Here is a 23,157-nt window from a genome sequence, read left to right as displayed (position 1 = left end):
GGGTGTAAGAAAATAATAATGAATATCCTTTTTAAAGATTGTAAGATACTTGTTACTGGTGGATATGGATTTATTGGTTCCCATTTAATACAGAGGTTATTAAAACTTCAGGCAAATGTAGGCATTTTGACAAGAGAATCATCAAATTCATGGCGGTTTAATAACGCATTAAGTAGTGTGGAAGTGTATAAGGCAGATATACGAAATAAAATACAAGTTCAAAATATAATAAAAAAATTTCATCCGGATTATATTTTTCATTTTGCTGCATACGGTGTGAATCCAACTCATAAAGACTATATGAGTGCAATTGAAACAAATGTTATAGGGACTATAAATGTTATTGAAGCTGCTAAGTTAGTAGATTGTAAAAAAATTATAAATTTAGGAAGTAGTTCGGAATATGGAGATAAGAGTGAATTGATTGATGAAAACATGGTATTAACTCCTGTAGATATATACGGAAGTAGTAAAGCGGCGGCTACAATAATAGCTCATCAAATTGCTCGTGAAAATAATATTAACATAATAACCCTTAGACCTTTTGGCATATTTGGAGAAATGGAAGCACCAAATAAACTTTTTGCGCACATCATTTTACAAACATTGCAAAGCAGGAATGTGGATTTAACTCTTTGTAATCAATTGAGAGATTATTGTTATATAGATAATGTTGTGGACGCTTGTATTCTAGCAATTGAGAATGATTCTGTGCAGAATGATATTTTTAATATTGGGAGTGGTGAGGTGCATCAATTAAAGTATTATGTAGAATTACTCTTTAGGCACTTACAGACGGATAAACAACCAAATTATGGTGCGCTTCCTTATAGAGAAAATGAGAGGTGGGTTCCTAAGCCGAATATTAATAAAGTTAAGAAGATTCTTTTCTGGGAACCGAAAATAAGTGTTGAAGAAGGAATAATTAGAACAATTAGATGGTATAAACGTAATGTGCATTTATATCCAAATTTATAGTTTAAAGGTGTGAACCGCTTGTTAAATCATAATTTTAATAATGTATTTCACGGAAAAAGGGTTCTCATTACAGGACATACAGGCTTCAAAGGTTCTTGGTTATCGATATGGTTGAGGGAACTAGGTGCGACCGTTATTGGATATTCTTTGGACCCTAAAAATAAAAAGGATAATTTTGTTCTAACAGATCTCCAAAGAGACATAATTGATTTACGGGGAGATATTAGAGATTTTAATAAATTGAATGATGTTTTTAGTAAATATAAACCCGAAATTGTATTTCATATGGCAGCACAATCACTTGTTAACTATTCATATCATCATCCCAAATATACGTACGACGTAAATGTTATGGGAACGCTAAATATATTAGAAGCGGTTAGAACACATGAATCGGTTAAAGTATGTATTATGGTTACTAGTGATAAATGCTATGAAAATAAAGAATGGGTTTGGGGCTACCGAGAAAATGATTCTATGGGTGGGCATGATCCATATAGTTCTAGTAAAGGCTGTTGTGAACTTTTAATTTCTTCTTATCGAAATTCTTACTTTCCAGAGAAAAAATATGAGCGCCATCATAAAGTTATTGCCAGTGTTAGAGCAGGCAATGTAATTGGTGGAGGCGATTGGTCTGTAGATAGAATCATTCCTGATTGTATACGTGCGTTGGAAGCGAATCAAAAAATTATAATAAGGAACCCTCATGCAGTGCGCCCTTGGCAACATGTTTTGGAACCGTTAAGTGGTTATTTGCTTTTAACTGAAAAAATTTTAACAGAAGGAACACGTTTTTCGGGGGCATGGAACTTTGGGCCAAAACCAAGTTGCATTGTCCCAGTAGAAGAAGTTGTAATTCGTTTAGTAAAGAGTTGGGGATCGGGTAATTGGGGGATAGTAGATGTACAAGAGGAAGAATTTCATGAAGCTTCATTATTGAACCTTGACATTAGTAAAGCAAAATTCCAACTGGATTGGAGCCCAAGGTGGTCTCTTCAACAGGCATTAGACAGAACGGTTGAATGGTATAAAAATTATAATATAAATACTAGCATGAGAGGGATATGTGTAAAGCAAATTCAGCAATATTGTCAATCATAAGTAAAGAGAATAGCACCTTTTATATGTTAGGAAGCCAATGATCAAAACGTGAGTGAAAAGGAACCTCGAGTAACGTAAACTTGTAAAGAGTCGTTAATTCAAGGTTTTGTTTATTTTTAGCGAATGAATTCATTTTTTTACTTCTGTTCTTGAGAGTAAGAGAACTACCTAATTCATTGATGTTGATTTTGATGAATTATAAAAAACAGGGAGTGCAATGAAGAGTAAGAGTCTCCATTTTAGGGAATAGATAAGAGAACATACTGTATATTTTATATTTTGACAGAAACGAATCCTATTTGATAAAAAAGTATATAATTCATTTGTTAAAAAGGAAGTGTAGCATGAATAAAGAAAAAAAGTATACAATTGTCGGCACTGATATTGATGAAGTGAAGAGTCTGAATAAGAACTCTGGTTTATCATATAACGAGGTAAAACAATTATTAGCAAAACAAATGAAGAGAAAGTGAATATACATAAGGCCATAAACACATTGTTTATGGCCTTATGTATATTGTTATAACTGATTACACATTAAAAAGGCATTTATTATAGGTGTATTTTCTTTAAATGCAAGGCTAATTTGGCGATATTTTTTTTGCTTTAGTTTTTTTATTTCAATGTTTTTATGAGATTGAAAAAATAGTTCAGGTCCCATGCTTATTCCAATGTTTTGTGAAATCATATTCACAATCGTTTCACAATTCAATACTTCTAATATAATGTTTGGATATACTTCATGAGCAGATAAAGTTTCTACAACTAATGATTGATAGGGGCCCTTTGGCATAATAAAATCCATATTAGCGAGGGTCTTTATATCAATTGTTTTCTCTTTAACAAGAGGATGATTTTCCGGTAATCCTAAGACAATTTCATCTTTTGTAATAGGTATTGATTGGAATTGTTTTTTTGTATTTTCTTCTATAATAAATCCTACATCTACAGTGCTGTTATGAATCCACTCGACAATTTCCACGTAAGTGCCTTCAAATAGTATCACTTTAATTTCTGAATAGTTCTCTTTAAACTGTGAGAGCATTTTGGGGAATATTTGAGAGGCTGCACTTGTAAATGCACCTATTTTTAAAGTGCCCTCTAATTGCTTGTTTTGCAGAGAGATTTCTTGTTTAATAATAGATTCGCTGTTTAAAATTTGTCGTATATGAGGAAGGATTCGATTTGTAAAAGCAGTTTTTTGAATCTTTGCTTGTTTATTTCGATGCAATAAAGGATAACCAAATTCTTTTTCTAAACTAGAAATAGCATGACTTACTGCGGACTGTGTCATGTTAAGTTGTTCAGCTGCTCTTGTGAAATTTCCTAGTTCAACTACTTTTTGGAGTACCTCGTATCTTGCTATAGTCATGAGTTTATTTCATGCCTCCTATGCTAAATATTAATTTCACTAATTTTATTATACCCTTTACGATAGAAATTGGAATAATTACAAAAGGGTGATGACTTTGAGAAAGATCTTTTTATTAACAATAGGCATGTTCGCGTTAGGGGTAGACGCTTATGTAATGGCAGGGATTTTACCAAGTATTGCGGATGAATTTCATGTATCTATAGGGAAAGCGGGGCAGACTGTAAGTATATTTACATTATGTTATGCGTTTGCAGCACCTTTGTTCGCTTCAATAATGAGTAAAACGAATGCAAAACATATATTATTAATAGCGTTGTCTATTTTCGTATTTGCTAATGTGGTAAGTGCAATTACTAACAATTTTATTATGTTATTAATTTCAAGAGGAATAGCAGGTATAGGTGCTGGTTTGTATTCACCATTTGCATCATCGGCAGCTATTACAGCCGTTCATGAAAACAAAAAAGGTAGAGCGCTAGGAATGATATTACTTGGAATGAGTGCAGGAACGGTAATAGGTGTCCCTTTCGGTATATATATTTCGGATATGTATGGATGGCGAATGACAATATGGTTTATTGCTGTAATCGGTGTAATGGGAATATTAGGCTTATTGTTTAGGTTTCCAGCAATACAATCAACCCATTTGCCAACATTAAAAGAGCGACTAGCGATGTTTCAAAACAAAGCTATTTCATTGGTCATGTTTATAACGACGATATTAAGTTTTTGTAGCTTAGGTTTATATACATACTTAGATTTAATAATAGCTTCTTATGGATTTGAAAAATCCGTAGTCTTTATATGGATGTGGGGGATAGGGGGCATCATCGGCAGCTTAATTATAGGATATGTGATGGATTTCTATAAGAAGCCTAAAATCATATTAATATTTTTAATGGTTATCATGTTTTTATCTTTAATATGTATGGGGATTTTTCAGCACATAGCAATTTTGGTAGCAATCTGTTTAATTTTTTGGGGAGCGACTGGCTGGGCCGGATTAGCGACTCAACAAAAAACATTAATTGAAATAAGCCCTGAACATGCTACTATTTCTATTGCTTTGCTTAGTTCTATTAATTATTTTGCTGGTTCGATGGGAACACTGGTAAATGGTATATTTTTAGAAAATAACATACCTCCTTTAGATTTGCCGTATTTTACAGCTTATATATTAATAATTGCGATTGGAATGCAAATTATTTTAATAACAAAAAAGAAGTATAGAGAATTAAATCAGTAATGTATTGTTTATACAAAAATAGTCTAAGTCATGTATTTTGTCTTAGGCTATTTTTATTTTTTAATTTATTTTGGATAAAGAAAGTGAAATGAAAAAATTTATTTATATTTGCACAAACAATTCTATAATAATGGATGATATGGTAAAATTTTATGTATTGTGTGCATTATTATACAAGATAAGTATGTTTATTACGATAATGTACTATTTTTGTAAACCTTTTCTAATGAATTTCGTTTATACTTGTTAAGTGGAATTGGTAGAATTTCGAAATGTAAATATTTACATAGTTTTTAGAGAAAGATGGGGTGACTAGAATGCCCACACCAGTAAAGAAAAATAGTCGTTATATGGTTGGATTAGATAGTCTAAGAGGCCTAGCCATACTAGGTGTTATTTTGTATCATATCAATTTTAACTGGTTGCCTGGAGGATTTTTAGGTGTTACTGTGTTTTTTGTCCTTTCGGGTTATTTAATTACGGATATTCTTGTTGTTGAATGGAAGGAAAAAGGAAAAATTGACTTAAAGAACTTCTGGCTGCGCCGGGCGAGGAGATTACTTCCAGGAATGTTTGTCATGCTCGTTATAACCTTAGCGTGGATTACAATTTCTCATAACTCATTACTTTGGAAAATGCGTGGAGATTCAGTAGCAGCTTTATTTTATTTTAGTAACTGGTGGTATATTTATCACAAGTTATCATATTTTGATAGTTTTGGTACAGTTTCTCCACTAAATCATTTTTGGTCGTTAGCTGTTGAGGAACAGTTTTATGTAGTCTGGCCGCTTATCATTGGTTTAGGACTTTCGTATGTAAAAAAACAATCACGTCTGACTTTATTTATTTTTCTCGGAGCGATTGCTTCAGCTGTCGCGATGGCAATGATATATGTACCAGGGGCCGATCCAAGTAGAGTTTATTACGGTACCGATACTAGAGCGTTTTCTTTACTGATTGGTGCAGCACTTGCTTTCATTTGGCCGAGCAGTAGATTGGCTCAGAAAATTATCCCACAAGCTCGTCTTGTTCTTGATGTAATTGGAGGGATAGCTCTTATTGTTATTCTCGGTATGTTTTGGAAGACGAATCAATATGAACCATTCTTATATCGCGGAGGAATGTTCCTTTTATCGATTGCTACGGCAATATTAGTTGCGAATCTTGCTCATCCAGCTAGCCGTATTAGTGTATTTTTAAGATTTAGACCTTTACGTTGGGTTGGTGTTCGATCTTATGGGATATATCTTTGGCATTATCCGATTATCACATTAACAAGTCCGCAAGGAAGTGCTGGGGAATTTCAGCTCACAAGAGCTATTTTTCAATTTTTTCTTATTTTGTTTATGGCACAAATTTCATGGAAATTTATCGAAAATCCAATTCGTAAAGGCGCATTGAAGAATCTTCGTTTGCGTAACTTTAGAATAAGAAACTTAGCGATAGGTGGTAAGTTAGCTTTAGTGTTTGCAATATTTGTTACGATGACAGCTAGTTTTGGTTTATCAACGGCAGGTAAAGCAAAAGAGAATACTAGGAATAAAGTAGAGTCGGTACAAACGGAGAAAAAAGATCAGCCTAAGCATCCAGATGTAGTTTTTGAAGAACCCGCTAATAAACCAGCAGAAAATAAAGAAGAAGTTCATTCTACGGAGTCTAAAGAATCTGCGACGATGACAGCTATTGGAGATTCAATTATGATCGATGTCACTCCAAACTTAAAAAATGCATTTCCTAATATTAATATTGATGCAAAGATTGGAAGGCAAATGTCTGAAGCGACCACTGCGGTTGACAGAATGAAAAAAGAGGGTACTTTAGGTCAATGTGTTATTATTGGATTGGGTACAAACGGAGCATTTACGACTGAGCAAATAACATCATTAATGAAGTCAATAGGTAATGAGCGTAAAGTTATATTGGTAAATACAAGAGTGCCGCGACCATGGGAATCAGTGGTGAATAACAAGTTAAAAGAAACAGCGTCAAAATTCCCAAATATTACGCTAGTTGATTGGTATTCAGCAAGTGCTGGGAAGAAGGAATATTTTGAACCGGACGGGGTTCACTTGACGAAAGCAGGGGAAGATGCATATACTACACTTGTAGTGCAGAGTATTAAAAAGTAGAGTAATAGCAAATCGATATTATTTTACTTGCTATCACTTAGATGTGAAGAACCTTATTTTTAAATATATTTTTATATGCATGCAAATTTCAAATATATGGATTAGATAGGTAGAAAAAAGTGAGATTGCACTTACATTTAGTTTACATATGAGAAGAGAGTCGCGTTTGAACGTGACTCTCTTTATTATATTATGATGATGTATTTTGTAAAAAGTGAGAGTACAAATCGTAAAAATAATTTGGGCGAAAAATATTTGCAGCATGACCGGCTAATGGGATTTCTTTATATGAAACATTTGGAAGGATAGACTTTAAATCAAATAAACAAGATTTATAGAGATGATCATGTTCTCCCATTACCCATAAAATTGGTTGCGTTAGTTCTCGTAATCGGGATTTTAAATCGAATTCCAAACGATGCCTTAGTGACTCTCGAATAATAGATCTGTGTAATTGTAATCCAAATCGATAGTAAATGTTTTTGGAAACGATCGCAAATGGGTTTGCTTTTAGAATGCCACTTGGAAATATAGTACTTGCATACTGATAAAGCCAAGAAGAGTACTCATTATTACGTTTGTCCCAAAACTTTTGAAAGACATTAAATAACTTAGAGGGGTTATTGTAATGACCTCCAATATGGCAAAGACTTAATACTTTTTCCGGGTACCTATGAGCAAATAAAGTGGCAATATAGCATCCATAGCTTAGGGCGCAAATGTGAGCTTGCTGGATCCCCTCTTTTTCATATAAATCAGATAATTGCTCTACTAATCGATCTAAAGAAAAATCAATGGCTTGTCCTTTGTCATCACCATGGCCAAGTAAGTCGTACGTGATGATGTTATAAGATGAGGAAAATAGTTTACACTCTTTTTTAAATGCACGACGATTTCCAACTAATCCATGAATGAATATAATAGTTTTTTTCTCAAACTCTTTTTTTGTTTGCAAAAGTATGCCCCTTTCAAGTCTATGGTAGAAAAATATGTTCTACTAGAATGTTGTTATCGCTAGTAAGCTTAGGCACTGATTATGCTCGGAATATTGAAATAGATAAAGAATATAACTTTATATAATAATAGAAATCATATGCCCCTTTTTTTAGGGGGCGAGAGCATCTGGCCATGCATAGAAGCGGTCAGTGCCTTTTCCTTTCACATGCAAGGTTTAAAACAAAGAGAGAAAGCAAGTGTAGGTCATTTTTTATTCTGCAAAGAATCGACTTATACGCAGAGGAAATCAAAATATCTATATAAGTTAAGTTGTTTTTCATGTTTAGTAGATTGAGTATAACTATCTTTAAGTACCAGGTAATAATACCAGATGATTGTATGAGTTGTAAAGATAACTTTCCAACATGGGTGTATTAATCTTAGGTATATCGGAAACTGTAAAATAATTCAATTTATTAATTGCTGACGTAGTTATCAAAAAAAGAGGATCTTCCAAGTATTTGTATAGTATTCATTTTGTAAAAGTATAGTGAAAACTATGCGAACTGAATTTCATGTCTTTTAATTACAGTCATCCATCATTTTTTTTAATGGTTTCTATTAAAATAATTCATTTTATTTATTTCTATTATAAATATATAATAGCGATTAGGTGAGTGTATAGGACTGTTAGCTATTTTCTTTCGTTTTTAATTTAGATGTGAAAGATTAAAAATGTATAAAGTTTACCTATGAAGCTAACTATTTCTATGAGAATAGTTAGCTTCATAGGTGTTTGAGAAAAGGTTTTATTTCATATATTTTCTAATATCATTTTTCATTATGATGGAAATGTAGTTATAATAATGAATTGATGATACCAAAATCTTGTAATCTTTATACATACATAAACCGTAATTTATGCTATTGAGGATGAAATAATGATTGTACAACAGGAGGCATTATTATGGAGCTGCGTCATTTGAAAACTTTTATTATTGTAGCAGAGAGCGGAGGATTTACACGGGCTGGGGAAAGACTCGGATATACCCAATCAACAATCACAAATCATATTCAATCTTTGGAAGAAGCAATTGGAAGTCCGTTGTTTGATCGCCTCGGTAAAAAGATAGTTTTAACTGAAGTAGGAGAGCATATGCTTTCTTACGCGCAAAAAATATTGGCATTATCAAATGAGGCACTGGAATCATCTCAAATGAACGGCAAACCATCAGGAACGATACGTATTGGGGCAAATGAGTCTTTAATGATATATCGATTACCTGTTATTTTATATGAATTTAAAAAGAAGTATCCGCAAGTCCATATCATTTTACAGCCATCAGAGAGCCAGGAGTTGCATAATGAATTGAAGTCAGGAAAATTTGATTTTGCTTTATTTACAAATCCAGAAAAACTAGGTGTCGATATTGTCACTCGTTCACTTGTTAGAGAAACGATTGTGCTTGTTGCTCCGCCGGGGCATCCGTTAACGAAGAAAAAAGTTGTTACTCCTGCTGATTTGGAAGGAGAAATGTTATTGCTTACTGAGCCAGGAAGTTATCGAGACTTACTAGAAAAATGGCTAAAAGAAGAAGGGATTAGCTGTTCACGTATTCATTTTTGGAGTATCGAGGCAATTAAACAAACTGTTATGTGCGGGCTAGGGTTATCGTATTTACCGCTTATTACAGTTAAGGAAGAAATTGAGCGTGGAAAATTAATCGCGCTGCCGTGGATGTACAGTGAGGATTTTGTTACAACTGAACTGGCGTATCATAAAAATAAATGGTTGACTCCAGCGATGAAGAAGCTGATAGAAATGATAGAGAAACATGCAGAGAACTGGCGAGAGACAATTTAGTTTCCTAAGGTGTATAGAGATTAGAATAAAAGAAACACCTAGGAATAGACGGGAGGAAAACGTAATGAATGAACGTATGAAAGAAATTATACTTGTTGTAGTTGGATCGCTATTATTCGCGATTGGAATTAACTTTTTTGCTATTCCAAATCGATTATCAGAAGGAGGAATTATCGGTCTTACGGTAATTACTTACTATTTGTTTGACTGGTCTCCTGGTACTGTAAACTTAATAATGAATGCCATTTTACTTGCAATTGGTTATAAATTTTTTGATAAGAAAACGATGATATATACAATTCTTGGGATTATATCCACATCATTCTTTTTGTATATCACAGAAGGTGTGGCAACTCCAGTAAATAATGATACATTATTAGCAGCTCTGTTTGCAGGAGTTTTTGTTGGGGTTGGTTTAGGATGTATGTTTCGTGCGGGTGGTACATCAGGCGGTTCAGCTATTATAGCTAGGTTAGCAAATCAATATTTAGGCTGGAGCGTTGGAAAAGGTGTACTCATTATCGATATCGTTGTTATTGCTGGCTCAGTATTTATTATTGGACAAGAGAAAGCTATGTATACACTTGTTGCGGTCTTTATCGGTGCAAAGGTTATTGATTTTATTGTGGAAGGGTTAGATACAAAAACAGCAGTGACTATTATTTCAAATTATCCAGATATTATTCGAGAAGCCGTTATGCAAAATATGACACGTGGTGTAACAGTATTGGAAGGACGAGGCGGTTACACAGGAAATAATAAGGAAGTGTTATATGTTGTTATTAATAAACAAGAACTTGTTCAATTAAAACAAGTTGTGAGCCGAAAAGATAACAATGCCTTTGTCGTTATTCATGATGTACGAGATGTATTAGGCGGCGGCTTTAAAGCAAGTTAAAAAATCTAGCCTTCAAATAATTGGAGGCTAGATTTTTTTGTATAGTAAAAAGTTATTATGGTTCTATGTTGGAAATCATGGCAATTGAGAGGGGAATTACTCGGAATTTATAAAATATCTGTTTTAATTTCAATATAGTTATATTATAATAAAACGATGTATTTTTGTAACGAAAAGCTATTCTTTTTGTATTATGAATTCTTACAAAAATGTAAGGTTGCTGAAATGTAATTCGATTCTATGGGTGTTACTTTTCAATTAAATTAATAGAAGATGCTTTGAAAGGAGAAGTGAAATGAAAACAGACATGGAGGTAACAAGTAGAAGTGAAAAGAAAAGGAAGCGCTCTAAAAAAAGAGTTTTTATATGGTTTTTAATAATTCCTGTGCTGTTTCTTGTTATTGGAGGAATAGGCTACAGTTCCTTTATATATAGTAAAGCAAAAGCGGTTGTAAGTAATTCATACGCTGAAATAAATAAGTCTGATAAACGCGATACAGAAGTGGCTCCTTTAAAAGATAATATTTCTGTTTTAATTATGGGTGTAGATGAAAGTGAGCAAAGGAAAAGTCAATATGGTGAAGCGGTTCGTACGGATGCCTTGTTATTAGCGACAATCAATAAAGATGATAAATCAGTAAAGTTAGTTAGCATTCCTCGCGATTCGCGCGTATATATACCTTCAAAAAAGAAATTAGATAAAATTACGCATGCGCACGTATTTGGCGGGGTGGAAAGCACACGTGATACGGTTGAACGCTTTTTAAATGTTCCTATTGATTACTATGTGAAATTTAATTTTGAATCATTTATTAAAATAGTAGATTCACTTGGTGGTATTGATATTGATGTCCCGGTTACTTTTACGGAACAAGATAGTAAAGACCAGGCTGGTGCCATCCATCTTGAAAAAGGGTACCAACATTTAAATGGAGAACAAGCGCTCGCATTAGCGAGAACACGGAAAATTGATAGCGATGCAATGCGTGGTCAAAGACAGCAACTTGTAATCGAAACAATTATCAAAAAAGCAGTATCAGTTAATTCCATTACAAAACTTAGTCCATTATTAGATGCAGTAGATCAAAACTTGAAAACAAACTTAACCTTCAATGATATGTTGGCAATTACAAAAAATATGGCAGGAACAGACTTGAAGTTAGAAAAACTACAAGTACAAGGTACAGACAAACGTATTAAAGGTATTTATTATTATCAACCAGATGAGAAAAATGTAAAAGAAATATCAAAGCAATTGAATGATCACCTTGGGATTGCTGAAAAATCAGTATCCAATAAATAAGAAAAAGGTTGGCTTTTTGCTAACCTTTTTCTATTTGTTATTATCATGAGCAGCACTCCGTTATGTATGAATTTTAGAACATATATAACAGGGCCGTTATTTTTTTACATCATACATTGTTAAAACAAGTTGCCGGGAAAAAATTCTTAAAATGATAACTAAGAGATACCGTCTAAATCGCGAAGGGTGTTTCTTAGCTATATAAGGATATTTTCGATAGTGGAATGTAATTATGTGAATAGTTTCGCTAACATATAAAACGCAACACCCCAAATAATCACACCAGAAATTTTATTTAATAGTTGTATTCGTTTTCCGGATGCATCAACTTTCCCTAGTATCCGTCCAGCAATCGCTAATCCGATAAACCATAACCAAGAAACGAAAATTGTTGCGAAGGTAAATGCCCATTTTTCAGTTCCTATATATTGAATGGAATTTGTTCCAATCACTCCAATCGTATCTAAAATAGCATGTGGATTTAATAAAGAGACAGAAGCTGCAAATACAATTTGTTTTTTTATAGTGATTGTTTGTTCTTCATTTTTGGACGCGGTAGGTTCACTTTTCCATATTGCCCATCCCATGTAAAGAAGAAAGAAAAATCCAATTGTGTAAAGTGCAGTTGTTAACCAGGAAAATGTTAATAGTACAAGAGATACACCTTGTACAGCAACCAAAATTAAAATAGTGTCACAGGTTGCCGCTGTTATAACAACTGGAGCAGCTTTAAATAATGTAGATTGACTGGCACCTTGATTAAAAACAAACACATTTTGTACACCTAAAGGTATAATAAGTCCAAATGCAAGAATGATACCATGAAGAAATGCTTCACTCATTTTTTTACCTCCTATGTAAAAGCGTTTTTGGGGTGTAATAATTTACTTATTGGTGTCTAGTATATAAAGCGAAATATGAATTGTATCCATCCATATGGATGGACGATGACCCAACCAAAATAAATACTGTAATTGTAGAAACAAAATTGGAGTGATATTATGGAACAGCTTGATTGGAAACCCAATACTTTGTCACCAATTCCTTTATATAAGCAAATTGAAGACTATATAAAAGAGAAAATTGCAAATGGAGAATGGACAATCGGTACGAAATTACCGTCTCAACGAACGTTAGCTGATGCCTTTAAAGTGAACAGAAGTACAATTGTTACTGCATTAGATGAATTAGCTGCTCAAGGATTAATCGAAGGAAAAGGAAGACAAGGAACGAGAGTAATAAATAACACATGGGGGCTATTAACTTCTTCGGCACCTTTGAATTGGAGTTCATATGTTGATACTGGAATGCATTATCCTAATTTACCTACAATTCGAGAAATTAACCGAGCAGAGTTTGATCCAAATATCATTCGATTAGGAACAGGTGAACTTTCGTCAGAACTTTTGCCGCAAGAGAAGACCAAGCATATTATGAATATACTTTCGAGGCAGTATATACCTTTAGGGTATGAAGAACCAAAAGGGGATATTTTACTACGCGAGCAGCTAGCAAAGTATTTACAAACGTTAGGAATACAAGCATCTCCTTCAACTATTTTAGTTGTTTCAGGCGGCATTCAGGCTTTACAGTTAATTTCTATGGGGATATTACAAAAAGGAGCAACAATTTTAGTAGAAAAACCCTCTTACTTATATTCTCTTAACATTTTTCAGTCAGCAGGGATGCGTTTAATTGGTATTCCGATGGATCAAGATGGAATACAACCAACACTTATCTCAAAATATAAAAAGCAATTTCATGGCTCGCTGCTTTATACTATTCCTTCTTTTCATAATCCGACTGGTACCTTGATGAGTCACGAGAGAAGAAAGACGCTTGTAGAAACTTGTAATGAAATTGGTCTACCTATAGTAGAAGATGGAGTGTATCAAGATTTGTGGTTTGGCTCGCCATCTTCAAAGCCATTAAAAGCGTATGATAGAAGTGGGAGTGTTCTTTACATAGGAAGTATGTCTAAGATAATTAGTCCAGGTTTGAGAATTGGCTGGATTGTAGGACCAGAGGCTGTTATTAATCGATTAGCAGATATTAAAATGCAAACAGATTATGGATCAAGTTCTTTGTCACAACGAGTTGCTGCTCAGTGGCTTTTGGGCGGATTGTACGAAGAACATTTAGATTATATTCGACGACAGTTACAAATGCGTAGGGATATTGCATTGCATGCATTGAAAACACATTTTGCGCATATTGCAACGTGGAATGTACCAGAAGGTGGTTTTTACATCTGGTTACATATAAATTTGAAAATTTCTATGCAGGAACTATTTTATAAAGCTTTACAAGAAGGTATTTTACTGAATCCAGGCAATTTGTATGATCGGCACGCTGAGCAACATTTGCGAATTTCTTACTCTTATGCATCACTGCACGATATTGAAAAAGGAATTGAAAAGCTTGCACGAATTATACAAGAAATAGAACAATAAATACGATAAGATAAAAGGGGAATAAAAATGAAACGCTATGTCATTTGCCAAGTGATAAATGGAACAAAATATTTAGCTGCTTATGCAGAAACAAAACAAGAAGCGATTGAAAAAGCAGAACTGTTAGGGTTAAGAACGGGAGAGCGTTATATAGTTATTACGGAGGAAGAAGCAGAGGGATTGCAATATCCGTAACAGGATGGTAGCCATTATGGCTACCGTCTTTTTATTTGTGTGTAGTAAGACTCCTATGATGAAAGGAGAAGGGAACAATTGTCCGTACAGCCCTTATTAACGAAAGTAGCACTTTTCCTTACGTACATATTTTTTGATATTATAATAGATAGTTATTATTTGGAAGATTAATCATAAAATTTTTTGTGTTTTCTGCAACTTTTCGTGATGTAAGAACGTGTTATATGTGAAAGGGGGATGGAATTGGCATTCTTAAGAAAACGAAAAACAGGTATGTATAAACAAGAAACGTGGTTAGGAACATTTTCCTTGTTGTTAGCGTTAATCACTTTATTATATATAAATATTACTATGATGTTAGAAGATGTATTTATAGGAGAATATGCCTATGTGATGATACAAGTTGGATTAGTGTGTTCCGTAATGGGAATGATTACAAAACAAAAGAGTCGGAAACGTGCGGTATGGGCGTTTAGTTTATATGCGTTTATGCTTATATTTATCTTTTTCTCATTTATGTTAGCTTGGATGTTAAACCCAATGCCATGATAAAAGGTATTATAAAAATCCTCTCCCATGATATTACTTAGTAGGATTGGATATTTGTTTTCTTCAGTGAAAATGAATTAGAAAACATGAACAAATTTTTTTGTACGAAGAGAAGTTGAATTTTGACGGAGATATTAAATATTCATAGAAGAATATATGCCAAAGGGGGAGAAGAATGAGCCGAATTCAACATATAAGACAGAAAGAAAAAGAGTATCACGAACATTGTTATTCTAATCATAAATTATTTGAAGAAGGATCATGGTTACATAAGCCAGTTTCGGGTGTTATTGAGATGATGAATTTATTTCAAAATCAACAAAGCGTTACTGTATTGGATTTTGGATGCGGGGTTGGCAGAAACAGTATTCCGATTGCGCAAAGAATGAAAGCAGGGAAAGTGGTATGTGTAGACTTGCTCTTTTCCGCACTGCATCGATTGCAGCAATATAGTTATGATTTTAACGTTGCTGATCGTATTCGAACTGTAGAGAGTCATATTGAAGAGTATCAAATTATCACAAATGAATACGATTACATTGTGGCTGTATCTAGTTTAGAGCATGTCCCTTGTAAAAATACCTTGGAAAAAGTATTGCATAATATGAAAATTGGGACGAAAGATAACGGAGTTAATTATATTGTAATAAATTCTAGTGTAGAAGAAATTGATATGAACACAAATGTAAGATTGAATCCTTTATTTGAAGTAAATCTTTCAACAGAAGATATGCTTTGTTTACTAGGCAAGGTATATACAGGATGGGAAGAACTAAACGTAGAAGTAAAACCGCTAGAATATCAGATTGTAAGGGATGGACAGCCAGTTTTATTAAAAACAAATGCAATTACTTGTTGTGTAAAGAAAACCCTTTGAAAATATATAAGTAAGTTTTTTGAATTTACGTTTTGAAGGAAAGAAGAACTAAATTAAAATTTTACTGCTCGAAGTTTTATATTATTGCTTATCATAATTAGTAGTTTGGCTGTGTAAAGCGCGAGATGGTTCGCTACGATATTGACGTATATACTGTTTAAAATTCCAAGCGCTTAGAAACTTCTCAGCTGCTCGATAGCCAGAATGAAAAAGCCATTCTTTTTCTTCATCACTTAAATTGAAGTTTGTACTTGTAATATTTCCAGTAGGGATTTTAATTGTGCGTGCCCTTGCTTCTGTATTGAGATAGCGTAAATCGTGGGCTTGCATCATTGTTTTAAATAATCCTTTAAACATGGAAACAGGTTCCTCATAATGCACAGGTTCAGCTTGAATTTCGGCTTTCACGAAATGAAATCCAAAAGTAGGCCAGCGTGGGATGTTTGATGAGTCAAAAATCCATATCGGATAATTACTGAGAATACCCCCATCAAGCATATAGCAAGGTTGCTTCCACTTAGGAGTTTTCCATTTTACAGGTTGAAAAAAGAAAGGAATCGTACTGCTCATTCTTGCTGCTTTTGCAATAGAAAATTTTTTATCTGAAAATCCATATTGCGGTAAGTCGTCGGGAAAAATGACCATTTTACCATTGCTAATATCAGAAGCAACAATCTTTAAACCGTTGGGATTAGATAAGTCGCTAAAACAATAAACTCCTTTTTGAGATAGTAAATCTTCCAACCATTGTTCTATAAAATCATTTTTATATATTCCCATTTTGAACCATACATTTACTCCTTTTCCGATAAAGGGGATTTTATCCAACCATGTTTTTGTGAGAAAGTTTGTATAATTAGCATCATTTATAATTGTTCTCAATTCTTTTCCTGTATAACCGCATGCGAGCAGTGCAGCTATAATAGCACCGGCTGATGTGCCGGCTACTCGCTCCCATTCATAACCATGCTCTTCTAATGCGCAAATTGCTCCAACATGTGCAATTCCTCGAACTCCGCCACCTTCAAAGACACCATCTATTTTCATAATCGCGGTTCCTTTCAATTTATTATTTATTCAGTTAAAGAAAATAAAAAAGCACGACAAACACGTGCTTTTTTACAATAGTTGTTTAAGATTACTTAGCAGAAAAAGCCGCCGGTGCAGCTCGCTCCAATGATGATAAGAAGGATAAATAAAACGATTAATAAAGCAAAACCGCCAAATCCACAACCGCCATATCCTCCACCGCCGTAACCATATCCACAACCGCCATATCCATAACCCATATTTATTTCCTCCTAACTATAAAAATTTTGGGTAAACAAAGTGGGAATTATGAGGATGTCTTACAAAGGATGATAAGTTTGCATGTTTGTAGGAACACTGTATATTATGTGTTAGGAAGGCATTTCGATTATAATGAACAAGCCCTTTTTCATAATGGGCAGTGGAGATAGATGGAAAGATAAAAATGAAAGAAGCTTTATAAAATTTCATGATATGATGTAGATAATCATGTAGAAGAAGGAGTTTGGACGTTGAAACATATTGAAGAATTAATTGAAAAGTATCACTTAAATCATATAAAGGATGAATTGTTAATGGCGGCATTTGAATGTATAAAAGTAGTACCATCACAAGAAGCGACATTACCGATAGGGTGTTCAAAAATGGGGGGATCACCTGACTTACCAGGGGAGTTAGCATACCCTACTTATAAAGGAAACCTTCTTCACTTTGTTGCTCAGTTTAATTTAGCTGAAATTCAAGTTGTAGGTATAAAAAATGATTTGCCTGAAAAGGGCATGTTATATTTCTTTTATTTTGCTGATGATGAGCAGGAGGATTTTTATGAAGTGTACGGAAATTCGAACGTAAAAGAAGGCTGGCGTGTTTTATATTATGAAGGAGCAATAGAGGATTTACAAAAAACAAATCAAATGAAAGGGCAATATTCTCAGTGTAGAATTACATTTGAAAAGGTGCAAAAACTTCCTGAGTTGTTTATTGAGAACGAAGATGATTCAGATAGTTTCTTACAACTGTTAGAAGAATTAATACCGGATCACTATGACAATCATCAAATTTTTGGTACACCATTTTCCGTTCAAACAGAAGTGTTTGAAGAAGCACAAGTATATATGAATGTACATCACAGCGAGATGAGATTATTATTTCAGGTAGATTCTGATGAGCAACATTTGAACATGATGTGGGGAGATATGGGAATGTTATATTTCTGTATTGCAAATGAGGATATAAAGCAACGCCGTTTTGAAAATACTTGTTGTATTTTACAAAGTTTATAAATTAAAGAAGAAGCAGTTTCACGTGTGAACGGAAATTGCTTTTCTAATTTTTAGCGAGTAATGAATTAATATAGATTTACTGTATACACACGAATATATAGTTTAATGTTGTTTGAATTATTATAAAGCACATACATTTTTAAGTGGATTTCTTTCGAAATACGTTAATTTAAATTAAAATGTATTTTCTTTTTTTATAGAAATGAGATATATTTATATATATAATAAAAAAGTTGTATAATTATTTCAATTTAAGAGGATGTGATGAAATGAAGAAATCTGTAAAATGTTTATCAACTATAGTACTTTGTTCGTCTATTATAAGTGGAACTCTTCATATGCCTTCAGTCTCATATGCTGCTACAAAACAAGTAACAGATAATAGTTCTGTAAGCGATGCGAAACTTATTGCAGCATTTCAACAAGAATTACAACGGCACTTAACTAATCATGAAACAAATATTACAATTGTTTATAAGACAAAGAATTCAAACATAAAAGAGGTTTTGAATACACTGGTGCAAGCTTATAACCAAACGTTAGAAAAGGATGAATATTTAAAATATAATGTGAGCGGTGCGAAATTTTCGATTCGTGGTGTACCAGGGAACTATTCATTTACATTGAATATTTCATACCGAGAAACGAAAGAGCAATCACAGTACGTGATGAAGCAAACGAAATCAATTGTAAATTCAATAATTAAAGTCGGAATGGATCAAAATGAAAAAGTAAAAGCTATTCATGACTATGTAGTGAAAAATGTTTCATATGACACATCACTGCGTTCCTATACTGCATACGACGCGTTAGCAAAACATTCTGCAGTTTGTCAAGGATATGCACTATTAACTTATCAATTATTAAAAGAAGCGGGAATTCAATCCCATATTGTAACAGGAACTGGAAATGGGCAGTCTCACGCATGGAACCTTGTGAATATTGATGGGAAATGGTATCACCTTGATACGACATTTGATGATCCAATTCCGGATAAACAAGGACGTGTTACGTATTCTTATTTTAACATGTCCGATGAACAAATGAGTAAAGATCATCAGTGGGATCGTAGTAAATATCCAGTTGCAAATACAAGTTACTATAATGAACTAACAAATAAAATTAAAGCAGGAAATAAGAAAGCTCCTATTTATCAACAAATCTTAAAAGATACAAATCTTGTTTATTTAGCAGCAGAATTTGGAGCTGAAAATTATAACCAGTTAAAACAAAAATTACAGCAAAAATTTACAACGAAACAAGAAAAAGTAGAGTTGCGTTATCATCAACCAGTTAATAACACGATGAATGATGTTAAAAAAGTATTGAATGAAGTTGCTTGGCCAAAAGGAGCAAAGCGAGTGTCATATCAGGTAGCTCCTTACCAGGCTCAAAATGGATATTCATTGTTAACAATTACATTTTCATATTAATCACAAAAAAGAGCATCTTTATGAAGATGCTCTTTTTTGTGATTAATATGGTTCGGTCGCTTGTAAAATAGCGTCTAACAATCCTGGGAATCTCTTGTTTATGTCTTCTGTCCTGATAGAGATGAAGCGTTGTGTTCCTTCGATTCTCGTATACATAACACCGGACTCTCGCAAAACTTTAAAGTGATGAGAGAGTGTAGATTTTGCGATTGGGATGTTTAAAGCACCGCAAGACTGTTCACCGCATGTCAGTAAGTTGTTTACAATTTGTAATCGGATTTGATCACTAAGTGCATACAACACAGAGGAAAATTGGATTTCTTCACGATTTGGATGATATAGAGTTCGCATTTTTTCACCTGCTTTTAAAAAATGTATTTTATTTTCTATTTGCGGATAGAAAATTTCACACCGTAATATTAAAAATTAAATATGATAAGCCCAATTGATGAGAGCGTTTTATTGTTTGAGAAGATTTATTCTATTTGCACTATAACACATATCATGATATATTTCTATAGTTCGAATATATTCGAACTATAGAAATATAAAGGGGATAGAAAAATGAAATTGGCAACTTTACAGAAGGCAGAATTGGAAGTTTCACAAATTGGTTTTGGAACAAATACGGTTGGAGGCTACAACTTATTCTCAAATATTGATGAAGCAGAAGGGAAGAAAATGATAGAAGAAGCTTTGTATCAAGGAGTTACTTTTTTTGATACAGCTGATGTATACGGATTTGGACGTTCAGAAGAGTTGTTAGGAGAGGTGTTACGAAGCAAACGAAAAGATATTGTACTTGCAACGAAAGGTGGGGTACAAAAGTTATTAGGAGCTACTACCCGTATAAACAATGAACCTAGTTACATAAGAACAGCTGTAGAAAGTAGTTTAAAACGATTACAGACAGACTATATAGATTTATATTATTTGCACTTTTCAAATCCAGAAATTCCATTTACAGAATCTGTAGGGGAATTAGTGCGTTTAAAAGAAGAAGGAAAGATACGAGCGATTGGTATTTCAAATGTCAATATTGAGCAGTTAAAAGCAGCAAATCAGTATGGGGATATTGCTGTTTTGCAATCATCATATAACATGTTAGATTGGACTGCGGAAAAAGAACTAATTCCGTATTGTATTGAACAAAATATTTCATTTATCCCATACGGACCTCTTGCTTTTGGGATTTTAGGTGGTAAATATCCTAGGAATTTGCAATTAAGTGAGGGGGACTGGAGAAGGAGTATTTCTTTATTTGAAGAGGATGTATATAAGAAGAATTTTGTGAAAGTAGAAAAACTAAAGAAATTTGCAATTGAAAGAAGGATGACTATGCCGAATTTAGCGTTAGCTTGGTTGCTTGCACAAGACGGAGTTGATGTTGTCATTCCAGGAGGAAAACAGGTAGAACAAATAAGGGAAAATGTAAAAATAAATGATTTTACCTTACTTAAGAGTGATTTGCAAATGATTCAATCTATTTTAGAAGATGAATAAGTTAAAAGTCGCATGATTTGCTTTTATGAATAAATAGAAAGGGTGGTTATAGTGAAGAAAACGATATTTTTATTTTTTTTGATTATGTTTATGATAGGAACAGATACATTTTTAATTTCCCCCCTCTTACCTACGCTGCAAGAGTTATATAATGTCTCTACTGAAATATCAGGTTGGATGGTAAGTGCATACGCATTAGGATATGCTATATTTGCGTTAATTGCTGGTCCTATTTCTGATGGTCTAGATAGAAAACGGGTTATAATAGGTGGAATGATATTTTTTTCAATTAGTACGTTTTTATGTGGTATAGCTCCTGCTTTTTGGTGGATGATTACCTTTCGTTTTTTAGCTGGTGTTAGCGCAGCTTTTGTATCACCGCAAGTATGGGCGTCTATTCCGCTTCTTGTATCACCTCAGCATATTATGAAATGTATAGGAATTGTTACAGCTGGGTTATCTTTGTCACAAATGTTTGGATTACCTATCGGGGCTTATCTGGCATCTATTCATTATTCTACTCCGTTTTTTGTAATTGGAATTTGTTCGGCTATCTTGGGGATACTCATATATTTTACACTGCCTCATCTACGGCCGTTACAACAAGAATTTCAAAAACAAACCGTTTTTAGTCGTTATAACCAGTTATTACATGTATCAAAAACAGTACCATCATTTTTTGCTTATTTCTTATTTCAAACGGGAAACTTTGCAGCCTTTTCATTTTTGGGCAAATGGTTATCAGATCAATTTCAATTAGAATTAAATGAAATTGGAATCGCTATGCTTATATTAGGATTTGGGAATTTAACAGGTAATTTGTTTGGGGTTAAAGTTGTCAATAAATTTGGTAAGACCTGCTCGTTATATGGGGGGATAATTGTACTTGTTGCTTTGTATTTGATATTGCCTCACTTAAAATATGTGTTACTTATAGAGGTATTCTTCTTTATTATATTTTTTATAACAGGTATTTTATTTGCCATTATGATGAGTGCATTACAAACACTATCACAGTCAGCAAGAGGTACTATTGCTGCGCTTACTAATTCATCAATGTATATTGGACAAATGATTGGAGCGGCTTTAGCGGGTTTTTTATATGTAATATTTCACAATTTTTCTGCAATCGGGATGTTTACAGCTAGCATGTATATTTTTTCTTTATTCATGTTTAAACGCGCGGAAATTATACAAAATATAGAACCTGAAACAAAACAAAAAATAGTTACATAATGTATATATATATATATATAAACATAAATACAGTGTGTAAACGTTAAAAAATAAAGCACTGTTTCATGTACGTACTAAAACAGTGCTTTTCGCTTTGGTTGAATTGTTGCAGCATTTTCATCTTTAATACCGGCTTCTTTAATAATACGTTGCTTTGCTTTATCTAACAAATCGTTTACTGTTTCACCAAAATAGTTTGCTTCTCGCCTTGTGCGGGCTGCTCGTAAACATTTGTAGTTTTCCATCAGCTCCTCTTTTTCAGAGTCTGTTAAGAAATCTTCTATCTTTTTGTTTGTCATACGAAACACCCTCTCTTCTGACAGACGCTTTCATTCAGAGTTTTTATTTTCCATTATACCAACAAATTACAAGTTGTAGTACATATTAACGCTTTAATAATTTGTCAATTTCTTGTATTTTTTCGTTAGCCTTATTCATTTGTGCATTCTTTGCTTGTTCTCCTCCAAGTGCTTGATGGAGTAAAAATGTTTGACCAGAAATTGCAGTAACGATTGCAACCTTAATGATTTCTTTTATAGTTGTCGCATCAAATAAAACAAGGCCCAGTAGCGCAGCGAGGCTACCAGTGATGATATCAGCTAAAAAACCCAGATGGAAAAATGTTTTTAAGCGGCGTGGAAGCAATAATTTGCCTTGATGATTGATAAGATGGGCAACAAAACCGGTAATTCCACCAATGAGAAGAGCTGTTAGCCACGAATACATATCCATCAAATCCACTCCTTTTAGTAAATATCATTCTGTTTTT

Annotated in this window: 24 protein-coding genes; 16 read left to right on the top strand and 8 right to left on the bottom strand. The window is 33.5% G+C overall.

Annotation, left to right across the window (positions count from 1 at the left end; all coding sequences use genetic code 11):
- Nucleotides 1-18: 18 nt before the first annotated feature.
- From AB1280_RS08650 to AB1280_RS08640, 3 genes are all read left to right on the top strand, one after another.
- A complete protein-coding gene (locus AB1280_RS08650) occupies nucleotides 19-978 on the top strand; it encodes an NAD-dependent epimerase/dehydratase family protein (protein WP_429755574.1) in 960 nt (319 codons plus the stop codon).
- 18 nt (nucleotides 979-996) lie between these two features.
- A complete protein-coding gene (gene rfbG / locus AB1280_RS08645) occupies nucleotides 997-2,079 on the top strand; it encodes a CDP-glucose 4,6-dehydratase (RefSeq protein WP_429755573.1) in 1,083 nt (360 codons plus the stop codon).
- A 344-nt stretch (nucleotides 2,080-2,423) separates the two neighbouring features.
- Nucleotides 2,424-2,552: a hypothetical protein gene (locus AB1280_RS08640; protein WP_272190527.1), complete on the top strand. Its 129-nt coding sequence runs from the start codon at nucleotides 2,424-2,426 to the stop codon at nucleotides 2,550-2,552.
- Between the two features lie 47 nt (nucleotides 2,553-2,599).
- On the opposite strand, the gene AB1280_RS08635 is transcribed toward AB1280_RS08640, so the two are convergent.
- Entirely contained in the window at nucleotides 2,600-3,451 is an 852-nt protein-coding gene (locus AB1280_RS08635) for a LysR family transcriptional regulator (protein ID WP_429755572.1), read from the bottom strand.
- Nucleotides 3,452-3,548: 97 nt separating this feature from the next.
- Between AB1280_RS08635 and AB1280_RS08630 the strand changes: the two genes are divergently transcribed.
- Nucleotides 3,549-4,700: an MFS transporter gene (locus AB1280_RS08630; RefSeq protein WP_429755571.1), complete on the top strand. Its 1,152-nt coding sequence runs from the start codon at nucleotides 3,549-3,551 to the stop codon at nucleotides 4,698-4,700.
- 317 nt (nucleotides 4,701-5,017) lie between these two features.
- The gene (locus AB1280_RS08625) at nucleotides 5,018-6,829 is read left to right on the top strand and encodes an acyltransferase family protein (protein WP_429755570.1); all 1,812 of its coding nucleotides are present in this window, start codon (nucleotides 5,018-5,020) and stop codon (nucleotides 6,827-6,829) included.
- A 190-nt stretch (nucleotides 6,830-7,019) separates the two neighbouring features.
- Here the strand turns inward: AB1280_RS08625 and AB1280_RS08620 are convergent, their stop codons facing one another.
- The gene (locus AB1280_RS08620) at nucleotides 7,020-7,784 is read right to left on the bottom strand and encodes an alpha/beta fold hydrolase (protein WP_429755569.1); all 765 of its coding nucleotides are present in this window, start codon (nucleotides 7,782-7,784) and stop codon (nucleotides 7,020-7,022) included.
- A gap of 948 nt (nucleotides 7,785-8,732) precedes the next feature.
- Between AB1280_RS08620 and AB1280_RS08615 the strand changes: the two genes are divergently transcribed.
- The 3 genes from AB1280_RS08615 (at nucleotide 8,733) to AB1280_RS08605 (ending at nucleotide 11,830) form a co-directional block, all read left to right on the top strand.
- Nucleotides 8,733-9,629, top strand: a complete 897-nt coding sequence (locus AB1280_RS08615; RefSeq protein ID WP_429755568.1) for a LysR family transcriptional regulator — start codon at nucleotides 8,733-8,735, stop codon at nucleotides 9,627-9,629.
- A 64-nt stretch (nucleotides 9,630-9,693) separates the two neighbouring features.
- Complete coding sequence (locus tag AB1280_RS08610) at nucleotides 9,694-10,527, top strand: YitT family protein (RefSeq protein ID WP_272190519.1); 834 nt, start codon at nucleotides 9,694-9,696, stop codon at nucleotides 10,525-10,527.
- A 295-nt stretch (nucleotides 10,528-10,822) separates the two neighbouring features.
- Nucleotides 10,823-11,830, top strand: a complete 1,008-nt coding sequence (locus AB1280_RS08605) for an LCP family protein (RefSeq protein WP_272190518.1) — start codon at nucleotides 10,823-10,825, stop codon at nucleotides 11,828-11,830.
- A 230-nt stretch (nucleotides 11,831-12,060) separates the two neighbouring features.
- Here the strand turns inward: AB1280_RS08605 and AB1280_RS08600 are convergent, their stop codons facing one another.
- A complete protein-coding gene (locus tag AB1280_RS08600) occupies nucleotides 12,061-12,672 on the bottom strand; it encodes a LysE/ArgO family amino acid transporter (protein ID WP_272190517.1) in 612 nt (203 codons plus the stop codon).
- 159 nt (nucleotides 12,673-12,831) lie between these two features.
- Here AB1280_RS08600 and AB1280_RS08595 point away from each other — a divergent pair, with 159 nt between their 5' ends.
- The 4 genes from AB1280_RS08595 to AB1280_RS08580 all read left to right on the top strand — a co-directional run bounded on the left by AB1280_RS08595 (nucleotide 12,832) and on the right by AB1280_RS08580 (nucleotide 15,904).
- The gene (locus tag AB1280_RS08595; RefSeq protein ID WP_429755567.1) at nucleotides 12,832-14,283 is read left to right on the top strand and encodes a PLP-dependent aminotransferase family protein; all 1,452 of its coding nucleotides are present in this window, start codon (nucleotides 12,832-12,834) and stop codon (nucleotides 14,281-14,283) included.
- A gap of 27 nt (nucleotides 14,284-14,310) precedes the next feature.
- Nucleotides 14,311-14,478: a DUF3933 family protein gene (locus tag AB1280_RS08590; protein WP_090911955.1), complete on the top strand. Its 168-nt coding sequence runs from the start codon at nucleotides 14,311-14,313 to the stop codon at nucleotides 14,476-14,478.
- Between the two features lie 237 nt (nucleotides 14,479-14,715).
- Nucleotides 14,716-15,027, top strand: coding sequence for a hypothetical protein (locus AB1280_RS08585; RefSeq protein WP_429755566.1), 312 nt, complete (start codon nucleotides 14,716-14,718; stop codon nucleotides 15,025-15,027).
- A gap of 175 nt (nucleotides 15,028-15,202) precedes the next feature.
- Nucleotides 15,203-15,904 (top strand): class I SAM-dependent methyltransferase, encoded by a 702-nt coding sequence (locus AB1280_RS08580; protein WP_429755565.1) that lies wholly within the window; start codon nucleotides 15,203-15,205, stop codon nucleotides 15,902-15,904.
- An 81-nt stretch (nucleotides 15,905-15,985) separates the two neighbouring features.
- Here AB1280_RS08580 and AB1280_RS08575 read toward each other — a convergent pair whose 3' ends face one another.
- Complete coding sequence (locus AB1280_RS08575; RefSeq protein WP_429755564.1) at nucleotides 15,986-16,951, bottom strand: patatin-like phospholipase family protein; 966 nt, start codon at nucleotides 16,949-16,951, stop codon at nucleotides 15,986-15,988.
- A gap of 95 nt (nucleotides 16,952-17,046) precedes the next feature.
- Entirely contained in the window at nucleotides 17,047-17,193 is a 147-nt protein-coding gene (gene yjcZ / locus AB1280_RS08570; RefSeq protein WP_020060434.1) for a sporulation protein YjcZ, read from the bottom strand.
- Between the two features lie 252 nt (nucleotides 17,194-17,445).
- Between yjcZ and AB1280_RS08565 the strand changes: the two genes are divergently transcribed.
- Nucleotides 17,446-18,216 (top strand): YwqG family protein, encoded by a 771-nt coding sequence (locus AB1280_RS08565; RefSeq protein WP_429755563.1) that lies wholly within the window; start codon nucleotides 17,446-17,448, stop codon nucleotides 18,214-18,216.
- A 269-nt stretch (nucleotides 18,217-18,485) separates the two neighbouring features.
- Nucleotides 18,486-19,649, top strand: coding sequence for a transglutaminase domain-containing protein (locus AB1280_RS08560; protein WP_272190509.1), 1,164 nt, complete (start codon nucleotides 18,486-18,488; stop codon nucleotides 19,647-19,649).
- Nucleotides 19,650-19,691: 42 nt separating this feature from the next.
- Here AB1280_RS08560 and AB1280_RS08555 read toward each other — a convergent pair whose 3' ends face one another.
- Entirely contained in the window at nucleotides 19,692-20,000 is a 309-nt protein-coding gene (locus AB1280_RS08555; RefSeq protein ID WP_272190508.1) for an ArsR/SmtB family transcription factor, read from the bottom strand.
- A 213-nt stretch (nucleotides 20,001-20,213) separates the two neighbouring features.
- On the opposite strand from AB1280_RS08555, the gene AB1280_RS08550 reads away from it, so the two are divergent.
- Both AB1280_RS08550 and AB1280_RS08545 read left to right on the top strand, forming a co-directional pair.
- A complete protein-coding gene (locus tag AB1280_RS08550) occupies nucleotides 20,214-21,152 on the top strand; it encodes an aldo/keto reductase (protein WP_429755562.1) in 939 nt (312 codons plus the stop codon).
- Nucleotides 21,153-21,203: 51 nt separating this feature from the next.
- Nucleotides 21,204-22,388: an MFS transporter gene (locus AB1280_RS08545; protein ID WP_272190506.1), complete on the top strand. Its 1,185-nt coding sequence runs from the start codon at nucleotides 21,204-21,206 to the stop codon at nucleotides 22,386-22,388.
- A 74-nt stretch (nucleotides 22,389-22,462) separates the two neighbouring features.
- Here AB1280_RS08545 and AB1280_RS08540 read toward each other — a convergent pair whose 3' ends face one another.
- The gene (locus AB1280_RS08540) at nucleotides 22,463-22,687 is read right to left on the bottom strand and encodes a hypothetical protein (RefSeq protein WP_272190505.1); all 225 of its coding nucleotides are present in this window, start codon (nucleotides 22,685-22,687) and stop codon (nucleotides 22,463-22,465) included.
- Between the two features lie 85 nt (nucleotides 22,688-22,772).
- Nucleotides 22,773-23,120, bottom strand: coding sequence for a DUF4257 domain-containing protein (locus AB1280_RS08535; protein ID WP_272190504.1), 348 nt, complete (start codon nucleotides 23,118-23,120; stop codon nucleotides 22,773-22,775).
- Nucleotides 23,121-23,157: the final 37 nt, after the last annotated feature.

It is taken from the genome of Bacillus sp. S10(2024) (assembly GCF_050473865.1).
Classification (GTDB): Bacteria; Bacillota; Bacilli; order Bacillales; family Bacillaceae_G; genus Bacillus_A.
This window is presented reverse-complemented; position numbering and strand designations above follow the sequence as displayed.

Coding starts and splice junctions, on each gene's coding strand:
- AB1280_RS08605 (WP_272190518.1), top strand. CDS start 10,823: ATGAAAACAGACATGGAGGTAACAAGTAGAAGTGAAAAGAAAAGGAAG.
- AB1280_RS08600 (WP_272190517.1), bottom strand. CDS start 12,672: ATGAGTGAAGCATTTCTTCATGGTATCATTCTTGCATTTGGACTTATT.
- AB1280_RS08580 (WP_429755565.1), top strand. CDS start 15,203: ATGAGCCGAATTCAACATATAAGACAGAAAGAAAAAGAGTATCACGAA.
- AB1280_RS08635 (WP_429755572.1), bottom strand. CDS start 3,451: ATGACTATAGCAAGATACGAGGTACTCCAAAAAGTAGTTGAACTAGGA.
- AB1280_RS08585 (WP_429755566.1), top strand. CDS start 14,716: ATGGAATTGGCATTCTTAAGAAAACGAAAAACAGGTATGTATAAACAA.
- AB1280_RS08560 (WP_272190509.1), top strand. CDS start 18,486: ATGAAGAAATCTGTAAAATGTTTATCAACTATAGTACTTTGTTCGTCT.
- AB1280_RS08535 (WP_272190504.1), bottom strand. CDS start 23,120: ATGGATATGTATTCGTGGCTAACAGCTCTTCTCATTGGTGGAATTACC.
- AB1280_RS08555 (WP_272190508.1), bottom strand. CDS start 20,000: ATGCGAACTCTATATCATCCAAATCGTGAAGAAATCCAATTTTCCTCT.
- AB1280_RS08640 (WP_272190527.1), top strand. CDS start 2,424: ATGAATAAAGAAAAAAAGTATACAATTGTCGGCACTGATATTGATGAA.
- AB1280_RS08610 (WP_272190519.1), top strand. CDS start 9,694: ATGAATGAACGTATGAAAGAAATTATACTTGTTGTAGTTGGATCGCTA.
- AB1280_RS08540 (WP_272190505.1), bottom strand. CDS start 22,687: ATGACAAACAAAAAGATAGAAGATTTCTTAACAGACTCTGAAAAAGAG.
- yjcZ (WP_020060434.1), bottom strand. CDS start 17,193: ATGGGTTATGGATATGGCGGTTGTGGATATGGTTACGGCGGTGGAGGA.
- AB1280_RS08590 (WP_090911955.1), top strand. CDS start 14,311: ATGAAACGCTATGTCATTTGCCAAGTGATAAATGGAACAAAATATTTA.
- AB1280_RS08550 (WP_429755562.1), top strand. CDS start 20,214: ATGAAATTGGCAACTTTACAGAAGGCAGAATTGGAAGTTTCACAAATT.
- AB1280_RS08650 (WP_429755574.1), top strand. CDS start 19: ATGAATATCCTTTTTAAAGATTGTAAGATACTTGTTACTGGTGGATAT.
- AB1280_RS08575 (WP_429755564.1), bottom strand. CDS start 16,951: ATGAAAATAGATGGTGTCTTTGAAGGTGGCGGAGTTCGAGGAATTGCA.
- AB1280_RS08595 (WP_429755567.1), top strand. CDS start 12,832: ATGGAACAGCTTGATTGGAAACCCAATACTTTGTCACCAATTCCTTTA.
- AB1280_RS08615 (WP_429755568.1), top strand. CDS start 8,733: ATGGAGCTGCGTCATTTGAAAACTTTTATTATTGTAGCAGAGAGCGGA.
- AB1280_RS08625 (WP_429755570.1), top strand. CDS start 5,018: ATGCCCACACCAGTAAAGAAAAATAGTCGTTATATGGTTGGATTAGAT.